Genomic DNA, 13,439 nt, shown 5'->3' on the forward strand with positions numbered 1-13,439 from the left:
ATTCGGTTGTGGTAAGCTCGCGGGAGGGATGAGGATGTCCGAGCAGGAGCGGCGACGCGCCGACATGTGCCGGTCGCGGCCGCAATGCGGCCCCGTTCACCGTCGTGCGCCATTGCCTCAGCATGGAGGGCTGGATCCCGAGTTCGGCAGCGATCTGCATCTGCGGCCGACCACTGCTCTCCAACAGCGCCACGGCCTCCCGCTTGAACTCGGGCGTGAACTCTCGTCGTCTTCACCATCAGACACCGTCCCTCGCCCACATGGAGCGTATCAGAGGTGTCCGCGGAACCGGGGGAGGATCACGTTCAAACGGTCCACGAGAGCGGACTGGCGCAAGAACAGGTGGCGGCTTTCAAGCAGTTCCAGTTGAGTATCGCCCGTCAGCGCCGAGCGCGGGGGCGTCTCCCTGTACCGGCTCAGGCCGGGATGGCTTGCTGCCGGGTGAGCCAGGTGGCGCGGCGCATGTTGTAGACGAGGTTTGCGAGGTCGATCTTCACGGTCGCCCGGGCGATCCCGATCGTTCGCACGACAAGAGCCATCGGCCCCTTCTGGCGGGCGAAGACGTGCTCGACCGCGCTGCGAACCTTCGACTTGGCTCCGTTCGCGCGGGCGACGTTGGCCGGCATGGGCCGGCCTGGAGGCTTCTTGCGGTGGATGCGCGAGACGAAGCCGCGCTCGGCCAGATGCTGCTCGTTCGCCTTCGAGCGATAGGCCGTATCAGCCCAGACGCCGCTACCGGTGTTCGCCCGGTGACGAGATTCGCCAGTTGCGCGCCATCGTGGCGGGCGGCGTCCGTCGCCGCCCAGGTTCGGATCAGCCCGTGGCGCCAGTCGATGCCGACGTGGTTCTTGTACCCGAAGGCCGGCACAGCGAGATCGACCCGAGGCGAACCGTCGGCGGCGGGCTCGCCTTCGACCACTTCACGGTCCAGCGCGCGTCCCGGTCCTTCTGGGCGAGCTTCGCCGGCTTGTCGGCCCAGGCCTCCGGGATCCGGCCGGCCTTGATCTCGGCCTGAGCGGGCTGGAGGCCGGCAAGCGCAATCCGACGGTCGTCAGCCTGTGGGAAATCGCGAACGCGCTTGACGCGAAGCCGGTTGACCTGCTGCGGGAACCGGCGCCCGATGATCCGCCCGCGACCAGCCCGCCCAGGCCCAAACGCCGCGGCCTGACCAAGCGTCAGGCGATTCGGGCATCTCTACTGGCGAAGAAGCTCTGAACCGGGCCGCCGTGTTGGCAGAAAAGAGCAAATATTCGGCACCATCCGACATTAGCAGCACAGATGGTGCGTGAGAGAAGCGGGGCACGGTCGAGCGACCGCAGCGCTTGGTGAACGTCAGCAGGCGCCCGGATGTCTTCGAGGCAGACTGGATGAATACGGATGCTGCGCGTGCAGGCTGCCGCTGAAACGGGGGCGTTATGAAGCGGCTATGGACCTGCGTCGTCGCAGGATTACTTCTCGGCAGTCCCGCTGGCCTCGGACAGCCATTCGAACAGAGGGCAGGTTCGTATTGCAGGCCCCCTTTGAAGTTCGTCGCCGGGGCGTGCGTTCCGAGTTGCCCCGCAGGATTCGAGGACCGCGGCGCCTACTGCGAATACCGCCGACAGTCCGATGGCGGCGGCGCGTAATCGTAGATGATGCACGGCATTCTTCAGTTAGCTGCCCGAGCTCACATCGATCTCGCTACGGAGACTAAGCAATCGAGAAGCGCCCTAACCGCGGCGTCTACTGAGGCTTCTTTGCTCCCGCGATTGCGAGACCGTTCGCACGTCTGGGCGAGACCACCGCGAGGCAGCCTAAACAGGGTCTCGGTTTCAACCATGGAGCTTGGAATGAACACGGTAGTCTGGTGGGTTGGCGCGCCGATCATATGCCTGAGTCTTTGTGGCTGTGCCAACGCTGAGCGCGGGCCCACTTTCACGCCAGGTGAAACAGGCAACCGTTACGATATCTGCTACCCCGTTGATGTTACTGGTCGCCCAATAGTGAGCTCAATTCCCGACTCGGCGTGCAAACTATTGGAGTTCGCTCGCGAGGACTGCGAAGCGATTGTACGCTCGTCGCATGCAGCAACGTTGAACCGCCCTCCCTGCCTGGACTTTCGAGAGGAGGATGTTCGCCCCAAGCCGACATCTTACCCAGCCGCGCTCGTGCGGAGCACCTCTCGGCCAGCTACCCAAAAATCAAAATGAATCCCGAGGGTGGGAGTTCTGGAACATCATGGATTCCTTTCCACAGGTGAAGAACGCCGTTGCTCCTGATTGGCTTCTGCGGGGCGCGACGCACAAGCCACCCCCATCGCGCCAGACACTAAGGAGACTGCCATGAAGACTCTGTACTCCGTCGCTGCCCTGTTGCTCTTGTCCGGGGCGGCGCTTGCCGAGCCTGCGGACCCGGCCTATCGCTACAGCGGCACCCATGCCGGCGGCCCGGCAAATGCGCTGATCCCGGAGGGGCGGCCGGCGCCGAGCACCCCTGTCGTCAAGGATCCGGCCTATCGCTACAGCGGCACGCATGCCGGCGGCCCGGCAAATGCGCTGATCCCGGAGGGGCGGCCGGCGCCGAGCACCCCTGTCGTCAAGGATCCGGCCTACCACTACAGCGGCACCCATGCGGGCGGGCCGGCGAACGACCTGAACCCCAATCGATAGCCGTTCTGACCTGTGACTCACGACGAACCCCGGGCCTCCCAAGCGGCGGCCCGGGTTCACGCGTTTAGAGGGCGCGATCGCCCGCCGGTGCCTAGCAGCAGGCGGCGCACCCGCCACCGCTGCTTCTGATTGGCTTCTGCGGGGCGCGACGCACAAGCCACCACCATCCCGCCAGACACTAGCTGCTATTTCACACAAGGAAGAACCATGCTTCAGAAACGTGTTTCGGCCATTCTCGCGGCCGCCGTCCTCACCATGCCGCTCGCCACGGGCATTGGCTCGCCCGCCTATGCCCAGAGCGCGATGCCAGAGCCGGTTCGCGTGCGTGGTGCCATTGTCAGTTTCGGCGACCAGGCGCTGAGGGTGAACACGCGCGAAGGACAGACCGTCGACATTGCTCTTAGCCAGGGATGAATGGTCTCAAGCGTCGGGCTCGCGGCCGTCGCCGACATCAAGCCCGGCGTCTATGTCGGTATTGCTTCGCTTCCCACGAAGGATGGGGGCGATGGCGCGCTTGAGGTCCTGATCCCTCCACCAGCACTGAAGGTTACCGGCGAGGGCAGCTTCGGATGGGATCGAAGCCCAACAACACCATGACGAACGCCACGCTCGCAGACGGCGCTCCGCTCCGCCTGCGCGTCGAACGGCAGCTGGGCTACAAGCATGCGAAGTACATCACGCGCATCGAAATCGTCGATAGTTTTGCCGGTCTATGGGGCGGCAACGGAAGCTACTGGGAAGACCGAGGATATGAGCAGATGGACGGAGGAGAGGGCAGTGGACATGCCGAATCCGAAACCAAGCGCCGGGCATGTGCCGGGTGGCCTGCACGAAGGCTTCCTGAAGGCGACATTCCTGGGCGCCTGACACGACGCCGTTAGGCTCATCGATGATGCTGCAAGCGATGCCTGCCTGCGACAGCAGCGGTGTCCACGGCAAGCCGGCGTCTCTCATGATCGAAGCCATGATCCGCGCGCTCTGATTAGGCAGGCGGATCGCGGCGAAGGATTCGAGCCTCACGGGCATCTCCTCCTTAGGAAGCGATCGATCTCGATCGTCTCGCGCATCAAAACGGGGCGGGCCGCTGACTGCGAGCACGGCGGCTTGAGCGCTTGAGGAGCGGCATTCGCGTTGGCAGGAACGATCAAGAATTCGGCAGCCTTCGACATTAGCATTGACGAAAGCGCGTGCGAGAAGCGGGCGTCCTCGCTTTCGTCCTATGGCGGACTGCATAGCGGAGGCTCGCCAGGAGCGGCAGACTTATTCCAGCGCGGAAGCAAGCTGTCGACGTGCTGCAGCGAGCGCGCGAAAGGGGGCCTTTGCTGAGGACTAGTCTTTTGCCTTTGGTCGGCCAACGTCCTCCGTCGTTGCTCTTCCCTATTCAAGTCACCGGCATGCCGGACCAGCGAGGAACTCTTCTGTGCCACGACTATCCACGCGTTCGACTATTGGATCTTTCCTTCTCATCGGGGCCGTCGTGGGCGGGGGGGCCGCGGCGTTCGCATATACAGCTGGCTGGCTCTCGCCGGGGCGCCTGACGCCCGCACGCCTGGTGGATGCTTTGGCGCCCCAGTCGGGTCCGGCTCTAGGCTACCGCCGGAATCATGCCAAAGGTGTCTGTTTCACCGGCACTTTCGAGGCTAACGGCGCCGGAGTGTCGCTGTCCAAGGCGCAGGTGTTCGCGCCCGGTCGTTACCCGGTCACGGGACGCTTCAATCTCGGAACCCCCGATCCGAAGGTCGTGGACGCGACAGTACGCGTACGCGGTATCAGCCTGCAGGTCAGGACGCCCGACGGCCAGGAATGGCGCACTGCCATGACCGATCTGCCGTTCTTGCCCGTGGCGACACCCGAGGCATTCTACGAGCTGCTGGTCGCCTCCGGACGCAAGGAGGATCCGAACGCCATAAAGCGCTTCGCGGCCGCCCACCCGGAGTTTGCGGCCTTCGGCGCCTGGGCGGCGAGTGCACCGTTTACCCAGAGCTATGCCGAAGAGCGCTACAATGGGCTCAACAGCTTCATTTTCACCAACGCATCCGGCGACGACCATGTCGTGCGCTGGTCCCTCGTTCCAGCGGCGCGGCCGGTCCACATCTCGGCAAACGAAATGAAGGCCCGGGCGAGCGACTTCCTCGAACGGGAGATCGGGGACCGCGTGGCGGCAGGCCCGCAGCGCTGGACCCTGTCCGTCACCGTCGCCGAACCCGGGGATCCGACGGCCGACCCAAGCAAGCCATGGCCGGAGAGCCGGCGCACGATCGATGTGGGCGTTCTCCAGGTGGACCGGGTCCAGCCGGAAGCGGACGGTCCCTGCCGCGAGGTCAATTTCGACCCTACCGTGCTGCCATCTGGGATGCGCACCTCGGACGATCCCTTCCCGGCGGCGCGCTCCGCCGCATATTCGGTCTCCTACAACCGGCGCACGTCCGAAGCCGATCGATATCCACGGACCACGACGGAGGCGCCACGATGAGAGCCGATCGCGATCATTTCACGCCGACGCAGCGCGTCCTGCACTGGCTTATGGCCATTTGCATCCTCGCTATGCTGTTCATAGGCGTCGGCATGGTATCAACCGTGACGGCCACCTATCTGACGCTCGTGTCGATCCACAAGCCGCTCGGTATCGGGATTCTGGTGTTGGCGCTCCTGCGCCTCGTCCTGCGTCTCAAGGCCGGCGCACCTGCGCTGCCGCCTGACCTGCCCCAACCGATGAAGCTCGCGGCGAAGCTCTCCCATGTGCTGCTTTACGTCCTAATGATCGCGATGCCGCTGCTTGGTTGGGGCATGCTGTCCGCGGCTGCTTATCTGGTGGAGCTATTTGGCGGGTATCGGCTTCCCCCAATCGCGCCTCAGAGCGACGCTCTGCACACGGCGCTCTGGAATGCCCACCGCACGCTCGCCTTCGTGCTATTCGCCGTCATCCTCATTCATATCGCAGCGGTCCTGTTTCACGCGCTCATCCGACGAGACGGTGTGTTCGAGGCTATGGCACCGATACGAGTTCGCGATCCCGCGGCCCCTTTGGACTGACGCTCGAAGCCAAGCGAGGTCCTTGGTGCCTGCGTGAACGGAGAAGCCCATCCATGATAACCCGTCGAACCCTGAACCGCACACTCACCCTCTCTGCGGTGGCGTCGCTACTCCCAGGAAGGGTGAGCGGCCAGGAGCTGCCGCAGGCACGCAACGTGGTCCTCGTGCACGGGCTGTTCGCCGATGGGTCATGCTGGTCGGAGGTGATTCCCAAGCTGCAGGCCGCGGGCCTCAACGTCACCTCCGTGCAGAACCCACTGACCACCCTGGAGGAGGCCGTCGCATCCGCACAGCGCGTCCTCGCCCGGCAGGAGGGACCAACCGTGCTCGTCGGCCACTCGTTCTCCGGGATGATCGTGACCGAGGCCGGTGTCCACCCCAACGTCTCTGCGCTCGTATACGTCGCCGCTCGGGCGCCGGATGCCGGCGAGGATTACACGGCACTGGCCAAGACCTACCCGACGCCTCCTGCCTCAGCTGGAATCGTGTTCGATGGCGACGAGGGGCGCTTGAGCGAAGCCGCCTTCCTGAGGGACTTCGCGGGCGACCTGCCGCCGGAGCGGGCCAAGGTACTGTTCGCGGTCCAGCAGCCGTTTCGCAAGGCTTTGCTGACCGGCAAGACCACCCAGGCGGCCTGGCAGTTGAAACCGAGCTTCTACGCGGTGTCGAGCGAAGACCGGACGATCAACCCCGATCTTGAGCGGTTCATGGCCAAGCGCATGAACGCGAGGACAATCGAGCTCAAGGCGAGCCACCTGTCCCTGATCTCGCATCCGCAGAAGATCGCGGACCTCATCCTTGAGGCAGCCGGGCGGCCGCCAAGCCGCCTCTGACCAAAGCCGCCCGAGATTGCGTCACTCGCTCAGCTCCTGGAGTGCACGCCGTCTTCCGAGACGGGCACCCCTTGCGAAATAATCGATAAGCCGAACGGCTTCGTGACCGGCGCGCAGAAATCGCGCCTTCAAGGGGGCAACTTTCTGACGCTCGTTCCGGCGCCTGTATTCACCAGCGGATCTCCATGCTCACGTCACTGAACCTGCCGCTCATCCTCTCGACCGCCTTCTTGGCGAGCGCCAGCCCCGGACCTGCGACGCTGGCCATCGCCGACACGTCGATGCAGGCGGGCCGAAGGGCCGGACTCGCACTCGCGCTTGGCGTCGCCACGGGCTCGCTCGCATGGTCAAGCGCGGCAGCCCTCGGGCTTGCGGCCGTCATGGCGTCGAGCACCTGGGCCTTCGAGGCAATGCGCTATCTCGGTGCCGCCTACCTCCTGTTCCTGGCGTTCAAGTCGGCCCGAAATGCGATTTTCGGTCCCGCGTGCACCGCGCACACGAAGCTCGAACCCTCGCCCGCCCGCACCTACGCCAAGGGCCTTGCCCTGCATCTGACCAACCCGAAGCCCGTGCTGTTCTTCGGCTCGCTCTACACGCTCGGCGTCTCGCACCAGACCGCGCTGTTGGACCTTGCCATCGTGATCGTGGCGATCGGCGTGCAGAACACGCTCACCTTCAGCCTCTATGCGTGGCTGTTTTCGAACCGGTGGGTGTCGCACGGCTACCTGCGCCTGCGGCGCTGGTTCGAGGCGGCCTTTGCTGTCGTGTTCGCAGCAGCCAGCTTGAAGGTACTGACGGCGCGACTGCCGACGTAGGCAGCCCAGATCAGATGCTAACCTCGACACCGAACGTCTGAGTGGTGGGAGGCGGATATCGCCGTGGCAGCACGGCATCTCCTGTATGGTGCCCTATTCACGCGGTAGGCACCTCTGATGCGTTCGGTTATCGCCTGTGCCCAGCGAATGACCCGGCCGGACCGCGTGAGGTCCGGCCGGAGAGGGTGACGCGCGTCAGCGCGAGACAGGCGAGAGCGCCGAACCCAGCCCATCCGTGCCGAGCGGGAGAGCTTTTTGTTTGCCACGGGTTCGGCGCGTCCACCCTCTCCACACGGGACGCTCCCACATGTCACGCCGCATTCTCATCACCAGTGCGCTGCCCTACGTCAGCGGTGCCAAACATCTCGGCAACCTTGTTGGCTCGCTTTTACCCGCCGACGTGCACGCCCGCTTTCACCGCCAGATTGGCAGCGAGGTGCTCTTCATCTGCGCAACCGACGAACACGGCACGCCCACTGAAATCGCGGCGGCCAAGGCTGGACTCGATCCCCGCAGCTTCTGCGATGGCGAGCACGTACATCAGGCGAACACTTATAACCGTTTCGGTCTCTCCTTCGACTACTTCGGACGTTCCTCCGCGCCTTCCAACCACGCACTCACCCAGCACTTCTACCGTCGGCTGGACGACGCCGGGCTGATCGCCGAGCGCGACGTCTTGCAGGTCTGGTCACCCTCAGACGGCCGTTACCTGCCCGACCGATACGTCCTCGGCACCTGTCCTCATTGCGGTGATGCCGACGCGCGGGGAGACCAATGCGACGCCTGCGGCACCTTGCTCGATCCCGTTGACTTGATCGGGCCGCGCTCGGCGCTGACGGGCGATACTCAGCTGGAGCTGCGTGAGAGCCGCCACTTGTTCTTGCGCCAGTCGGCTCTCGTGGACCGCTTGAACGCTTGGCTCGACACGCGCTCGGGCTGGCCACCCTTCGTCGCCGCGCTCGCGCGAAGCTGGCTGACGGCCGATCTCAAGGATCGCTGCATAACACGTGACCTCGATTGGGGCGTGCCGGTGCCGCGCCGTGGCTTCGAGGCGAAGGTGTTCTACGTCTGGTTCGATGCACCCATCGCCTACATTGCCGCCACCCAGGACTGGGCTGCCGCCCAGGGCCGAGACTGGCGGGACTGGTGGTGGGGCGAGGCTGCCCGGGAAACCCGATACGTCCAGTTCCTCGGGAAGGACAACGTGCCATTTCATGCCGTGAGCTTCCCCGGCACCCTGATCGGCTCTGGCGAGCCCTGGCGCACTGTGGACGTGATCAAGGGCTTCCACTGGCTCACTCACGAAGGCGGCAAGTTCTCGACGAGCCAAGGGCGCGGCCTCTCCTGCGAGGCAGCGCTCGACACGCTACCCGCCGACCGGTGGCGTTGGTGGCTAATTGCGAACGCCCCCGAGAGCGCCGACGTCGATTTCCGCGCAACCCGGTTCGTGGCGGACGTGAACAAGGACCTCGCTGATGTCTTCGGCAACCTCGTCCAACGCGTGACACGCTTCACGGCCACGGCCTTCGAGGGACGGATACCTGCAGGCGGGCAGGTCGGAGAGGCCGAACGCGCGCTCGTGGCAGAGGTCGATGGACAGTTGTCCTCAATCCGCGCGCATCACGAAGCGCGGGAGTTTCGGCGGGCGGCGGCCGAAACGCGGGCGCTCTGGACCCGGGCGAACGCCTACGTCCAGGACGCCGCCCCTTGGTCCCTGCTCCGGCACGATCGTCCGCGCGCGGCGGTAGTCACCCGCGTGGCCCTGAGCCTCATCGAGATATGCGCCATCGCGGCCTGGAGCATCATTCCGGACCTCGCCGCCTCCGCCATCTCTGCGGTCACCCCGATGGGGCGCGTGAGCGCGAGCGTTCCAGCGTGGCCCACCGATGTCGAGGATCTGATCCTGGGCGACAGGTTCCCCGGCGCGGAGCTACCGCTTTCCTTCGAGCCCGTCGCGAAGCTTGGTCCCGAACATCTCGGCTCCGCATATGAATGACCACGGCTGACCGGCAGCGTCGATGTCAACGTCAGGTCGACACCGGAGGGGACGGCAGCATTCGCCTTTCCAGGGCGCTCGCTCGAAAGCGGACAGGTAGCTCTTGGCAAACCTAAGTCCCTCAGGGAGGGTCGATTGAAGGTCGGCTGAGCGCCTTAAGCTTCCTCATCCGCTTGCGGCAGAGAGGGGCCGCGTTCGCCCGGAGTGGAGTAGGAGAGGGTGTCGGGAGTCATCTGTTTCCCGCTGGCGGACCCTCTTAGCGAGTTCTGGCGTATTCTAACTCCTGCATGGGTGTCACCTATCGTCGAGTGCTCCGATGGCAACGAGCCCGGAGTGTCGCGCTCGCAAGGCTGCCGTTGCGGGTGAAACTCCGGGCGGGGAGTGAAGCGCTTCGATCTGGTAGCTGAACCTGTCCCACCGGAACATCGAGACAAGAAACTGAACAGGTCGGTCGGCGCCGTCCCGAACGGTGCGGTCAAGCCGGAACACTGGATCGCCGACCGCGATGTCGAGCAGGGGCGCGAGCCAGTCCGGGCAAGGCGCCGCCGACATGATCTGCCGCGAACTCGCCACCTCGACGCCACCCTCCATCATGAGGTCGAGGATGGGAGTCCGCTCCAGCATGGAGCGATCGATCAGCAGGCCGACCGCGCGCGGCAGCCAAGCCTCCGTGTGGAAAACCGGAGCGCCGTCTCGGAAACGGACGCGCGCGACGTAGAGGACCTGGTCGCCTTCCGCGAGGTCGAGCTTCTCCGCTAGCCCGGCGGACGCGATGCGCCACTCGAAGGTGCGCACGCGCGCTTCCGTGACCCGGCCGAGCTGGAGCATGTCCGTGTGGCCGCCGGCGACGGTCCCGACTAGGCGGGGCGGGGCTGGACCTAGGACGACCGTCCTTCGCCCCTGCCGGCGCTCGATGAGTCGCTCCTGAGCGAGCTCCTCCAGCGCGCGTCGGACCGTGATCCGCGACACCCCGAACCGCTCCTCCAGGGCTCGCTCGCTCGGGAGACCGTCGCCCGGCTGAAGCGCCCCGCCCAGGATGTCGGCGCGCAGAGCGGCCATGATGCGGCCGTAGCGATGAGGCGATCCCGCCGCCGACATGTTGGCGCTTCGCCGCTCCTGCTCGGACATCCTCATCCCTCCCGCGAGCTTACCACAACCGAATCAGAACTTGTCATGACCAGTGTTGACACTTCTTATATCCTGTGAGAGGAACGTCGCCAACTGTGAAGCGGGCACGCCGACGGCCCGGACCCGTGGGGAGGGACACATGGGACCGAGAGCGGCATTGCGGGCCTTGTTGCGCGACCGGGACCTCGTGGTCGCTCCCGGGGCCTATGATGGCATGGGCGCCAAGCTCGTCGAGCAGGCGGGCTTCTCGGCCGTCTACATGACTGGGGCCGGCACGGCCGCCGCTCTTGGCTTCCCCGATCTCGGGCTAGCGACGATGAGCGAGATGGTCGCTAATGCCGGCACGCTCGCGCGCTCGGTCGACATCCCGGTGATCGCCGACGCCGACACCGGCTTCGGCAACGAGCTTAACGTGACGCGAGCCGTCCGCGAATACGAGGGTCGAGGCGTCGCGGCCGTTCACATCGAGGACCAAGTCACCCAGAAGCGCTGCGGCCATCTCGACGGTAAGGAGGTGGTCTCCCGTGACGAGTTCACGTCCAAGATCCGGGCCGCGGTCGCCGCCCGCCGCGACCCCGACTTCGTGATCATCGCTCGCAGCGACGCCGGCGCGACGCACGGGCTCGACGAGGCTATCGCGCGCGTGAACGAGGCGCTCGCCGCCGGCGCCGACATCGCCTTCGTCGAGGCCGCCCGCTCCCTGGAGGAGCTGGCCTCGATCCCGCAAGGCGTCCGAGGCCCCTGCCTTCTCAACATCGTGCGTGGCGGCAAAACGCCCGATCTCGACTTCGCGGCCGCCCGCGCCATGGGCTACCGGCTCGCGATCCTGCCGAGCCTTCTCATCGTAGCCGCCATGGACGCCTTCGATGAGGCGCTCCAGGCCCTGCGGAAGACGGACGCCCCGCCGTCGTCGGCGGGCGGACCGCCGGTGTCGGAGCGCTTTCGCCGCCTCGGCTCGGACGAGTGGATGGCGCTGGGCGAGCGCTTCCGGTCGGACCGAAGCGCTCCGGCGCTGGCGGCGGAGTGAGCGCGGTGGGCAAAACGCTGTTTGATAAGATCTGGGACGAGCACGTGGTCGCCGACCTCGGTGCGGGCTGGGCGCTGCTCCACATCGACCGTCATTTGCTTCATGACCTGTCGGGGACGGCCGCCTTGACGGAAGTTGCCGGCAAGGGCCTCACGGTCGCTAATCCCGAGCTCAATTTCGCGACGCCCGACCACGCGGTGTCCAGCGCGCCCGGTCGGAATGGCGAGACCTACGGGCCCGGTGCGAAGCTGTGGGCCGGGCTCAAGCGCCTCTCGGCCGACAGCGGCATCCGATTCTTCGACGTAGGCCGGATCGGGCAGGGGATCGTCCATGTAATGGGGCCCGAGCTCGGCGTGACGCTTCCGGGCGCCACCCTGATCTGCGGCGACAGCCACACCTGCACCAATGGCGGCCTCGGCGCGCTCGCCTTCGGGGTCGGCTCGTCGGAGCTGACCCACGCGCTCGCCACCCAGACGCTCCGGCAGCTGAAGCCGAAGCGCATGCGGCTCACCTTCGAGGGCGCGCTCGGGCAAGGCGTGACGCCCAAGGACATGATCCTGCACGCGATCGGTCGCCTCGGGGCGGCGGCCGGGGCCGGATACGCGATCGAGCATGCCGGCTCCGCCGTGAGGGCGATGGGCATCGAAGGCCGGATGACCATCTGCAACCTGTCGGTCGAACTCGGCTCGAAGATCGCCCAGGTGGCGCCGGACGGGGCCACCTTCGCCTTCGTCGAAGGACGGCGCTTCGCTCCGAAAGGTCGGGACTTCGATCGCGCCGTTGCGCACTGGCGCACGCTGGTGACGGATGACGAGGCCGTTTTCGATCGTGAGGAGACATTCAGGGCGGCCGACGTGCCACCGACCGTCACCTGGGGCACGAGCCCCGAGCACGCGATCGGCATCGATGAAACCATTCCGTCGCCGGACCGCGCGTCCGACGCGGCGCAACGGGAGGCCTGGGGGGCAGCGCTCGACTATATGGGCCTCGAACCCGGGCGGCCGATCGCCGGCACAAAGGTCGACTGGGTTTTCATCGGCTCCTGCGCCAACTCGCGCCTTTCCGACCTGCGCGAAGCCGCGAACGTCGCGCGTGGCCGGCGCGTCGCGGCCGGCGTCACGGCCTGGGTCGTTCCGGGCTCCGAGCAGGTCAAGCGTGACGCCGTGGCGGAAGGGCTCGACCACGTCTTCGTCGAGGCGGGCTTCGAGTGGCGCGAACCCGGCTGCTCGATGTGCGTCGCCGCCAATGGCGAGCGCGTGCCGCCGGGCGCGAGGTCGGTCTCCACCTCCAACCGCAACTTTGTGGGCCGGCAAGGCCCGGGCGCCCGCACCCACCTCGCGAGCCCCGCCATGGCGGCGGCGGCTGCCGTGTCGGGCGCCATCGCCGACGTGCGGAGGATCTGACGTGGACAAGGTCTCGATCGTCTCCGGCCCTGCCGCGCCTCTGCTGCGGGCGCAGATCGACACGGACGTCATCATCCGCATCGACCGTCTGACCAGCCTCAAGCGCGACGAACTCGGGCCCTACGCCTTCGAGCCCCTCCGCTACCTGCCGGACGGCGGCGAGGACCCAGACTTCGTGCTGAACCGGCCGACCTTCCGGAGAGCGCCGATCCTGCTCGCGGGCGCGAATTTCGGCTGCGGCTCGTCGCGCGAGGGCGCGGTCTGGGCCTTGATGGGCGCCGGGCTCCGCTGCGTGATAGCAGACAGCTTCGGCGACATCTTCTACAACAATTGCTTTCAGAATGGCCTGCTGCCGGTCGCCTTGCCGGCCGCCACCATCGAGCAGCTGGCCGCCGAGGCCGCCGGCGGCGCGCCGGTCACGATCGATCTGGTCAAGCAGGTCGTCACATCGCCGGAAGGCGCTCGCATCGCCTTCAACATCGACCCGCAACGCCGCGAGATCCTTCTCGAAGGTCTCGACGACCTCGGCCAAACGCTAAGGCAGCGGGGCGCGATC

11 protein-coding genes and 3 pseudogenes are annotated in these 13,439 nt (G+C 66.2%); 11 read left to right on the forward strand and 3 right to left on the reverse strand.

Annotated features, from left to right (window positions below):
* A pseudogene (locus ACFE87_RS23510) lies at nt 1-193 on the reverse strand (hypothetical protein); the annotation flags it as partial.
* A 223-nt stretch (nt 194-416) separates the two neighbouring features.
* Nucleotides 417-1,014 (reverse strand): annotated as a pseudogene (locus ACFE87_RS23515) (transposase); the annotation flags it as partial.
* Between the two features lie 1,307 nt (nt 1,015-2,321).
* Here ACFE87_RS23515 and ACFE87_RS23520 point away from each other — a divergent pair.
* The 8 genes and pseudogenes from ACFE87_RS23520 (at nt 2,322) to metG (ending at nt 9,325) form a co-directional block, all read left to right on the forward strand.
* Complete coding sequence (locus ACFE87_RS23520) at nt 2,322-2,648, forward strand: hypothetical protein (RefSeq protein ID WP_375462091.1); 327 nt, start codon at nt 2,322-2,324, stop codon at nt 2,646-2,648.
* A 207-nt stretch (nt 2,649-2,855) separates the two neighbouring features.
* Nucleotides 2,856-3,062: a hypothetical protein gene (locus ACFE87_RS23525; protein WP_375462092.1), complete on the forward strand. Its 207-nt coding sequence runs from the start codon at nt 2,856-2,858 to the stop codon at nt 3,060-3,062.
* Between the two features lie 191 nt (nt 3,063-3,253).
* Nucleotides 3,254-3,415 (forward strand): annotated as a pseudogene (locus tag ACFE87_RS23530) (molybdopterin-binding protein); the annotation flags it as partial.
* Between the two features lie 710 nt (nt 3,416-4,125).
* Nucleotides 4,126-5,121: a catalase family peroxidase gene (locus tag ACFE87_RS23535; RefSeq protein ID WP_375462093.1), complete on the forward strand. Its 996-nt coding sequence runs from the start codon at nt 4,126-4,128 to the stop codon at nt 5,119-5,121.
* Complete coding sequence (locus tag ACFE87_RS23540; protein WP_375462094.1) at nt 5,118-5,681, forward strand: cytochrome b; 564 nt, start codon at nt 5,118-5,120, stop codon at nt 5,679-5,681. The genes ACFE87_RS23535 and ACFE87_RS23540 overlap by 4 nt, the downstream gene beginning before the upstream one ends.
* 53 nt (nt 5,682-5,734) lie before the next feature.
* On the forward strand, nt 5,735-6,514 hold the full coding sequence (locus ACFE87_RS23545) for an alpha/beta fold hydrolase (RefSeq protein ID WP_375462095.1): 780 nt from the start codon (nt 5,735-5,737) through the stop codon (nt 6,512-6,514).
* 185 nt (nt 6,515-6,699) lie between these two features.
* On the forward strand, nt 6,700-7,329 hold the full coding sequence (locus tag ACFE87_RS23550; RefSeq protein WP_375462096.1) for a LysE family translocator: 630 nt from the start codon (nt 6,700-6,702) through the stop codon (nt 7,327-7,329).
* 307 nt (nt 7,330-7,636) lie between these two features.
* Complete coding sequence (gene metG / locus ACFE87_RS23555) at nt 7,637-9,325, forward strand: methionine--tRNA ligase (protein WP_375462097.1); 1,689 nt, start codon at nt 7,637-7,639, stop codon at nt 9,323-9,325.
* 294 nt (nt 9,326-9,619) lie between these two features.
* Here the strand turns inward: metG and ACFE87_RS23560 are convergent, their stop codons facing one another.
* The gene (locus ACFE87_RS23560; RefSeq protein ID WP_375462098.1) at nt 9,620-10,453 is read right to left on the reverse strand and encodes a GntR family transcriptional regulator; all 834 of its coding nucleotides are present in this window, start codon (nt 10,451-10,453) and stop codon (nt 9,620-9,622) included.
* A 139-nt stretch (nt 10,454-10,592) separates the two neighbouring features.
* Between ACFE87_RS23560 and ACFE87_RS23565 the strand changes: the two genes are divergently transcribed.
* The 3 genes from ACFE87_RS23565 to leuD all read left to right on the forward strand — a co-directional run.
* A complete protein-coding gene (locus ACFE87_RS23565) occupies nt 10,593-11,480 on the forward strand; it encodes an oxaloacetate decarboxylase (protein WP_375462099.1) in 888 nt (295 codons plus the stop codon).
* Nucleotides 11,477-12,883, forward strand: a complete 1,407-nt coding sequence (leuC, locus tag ACFE87_RS23570) for a 3-isopropylmalate dehydratase large subunit (RefSeq protein WP_375462100.1) — start codon at nt 11,477-11,479, stop codon at nt 12,881-12,883. Before ACFE87_RS23565 ends, leuC begins: the two co-directional genes overlap by 4 nt.
* A 1-nt stretch (nt 12,884) precedes the next feature.
* A partial coding sequence (gene leuD / locus ACFE87_RS23575) for a 3-isopropylmalate dehydratase small subunit (protein ID WP_375462101.1) occupies nt 12,885-13,439 on the forward strand: 555 nt, incomplete at its 3' end.

The organism is uncultured Enterovirga sp. (assembly GCF_964242715.1).
Lineage (GTDB): Bacteria > Pseudomonadota > Alphaproteobacteria > Rhizobiales > Beijerinckiaceae > Enterovirga.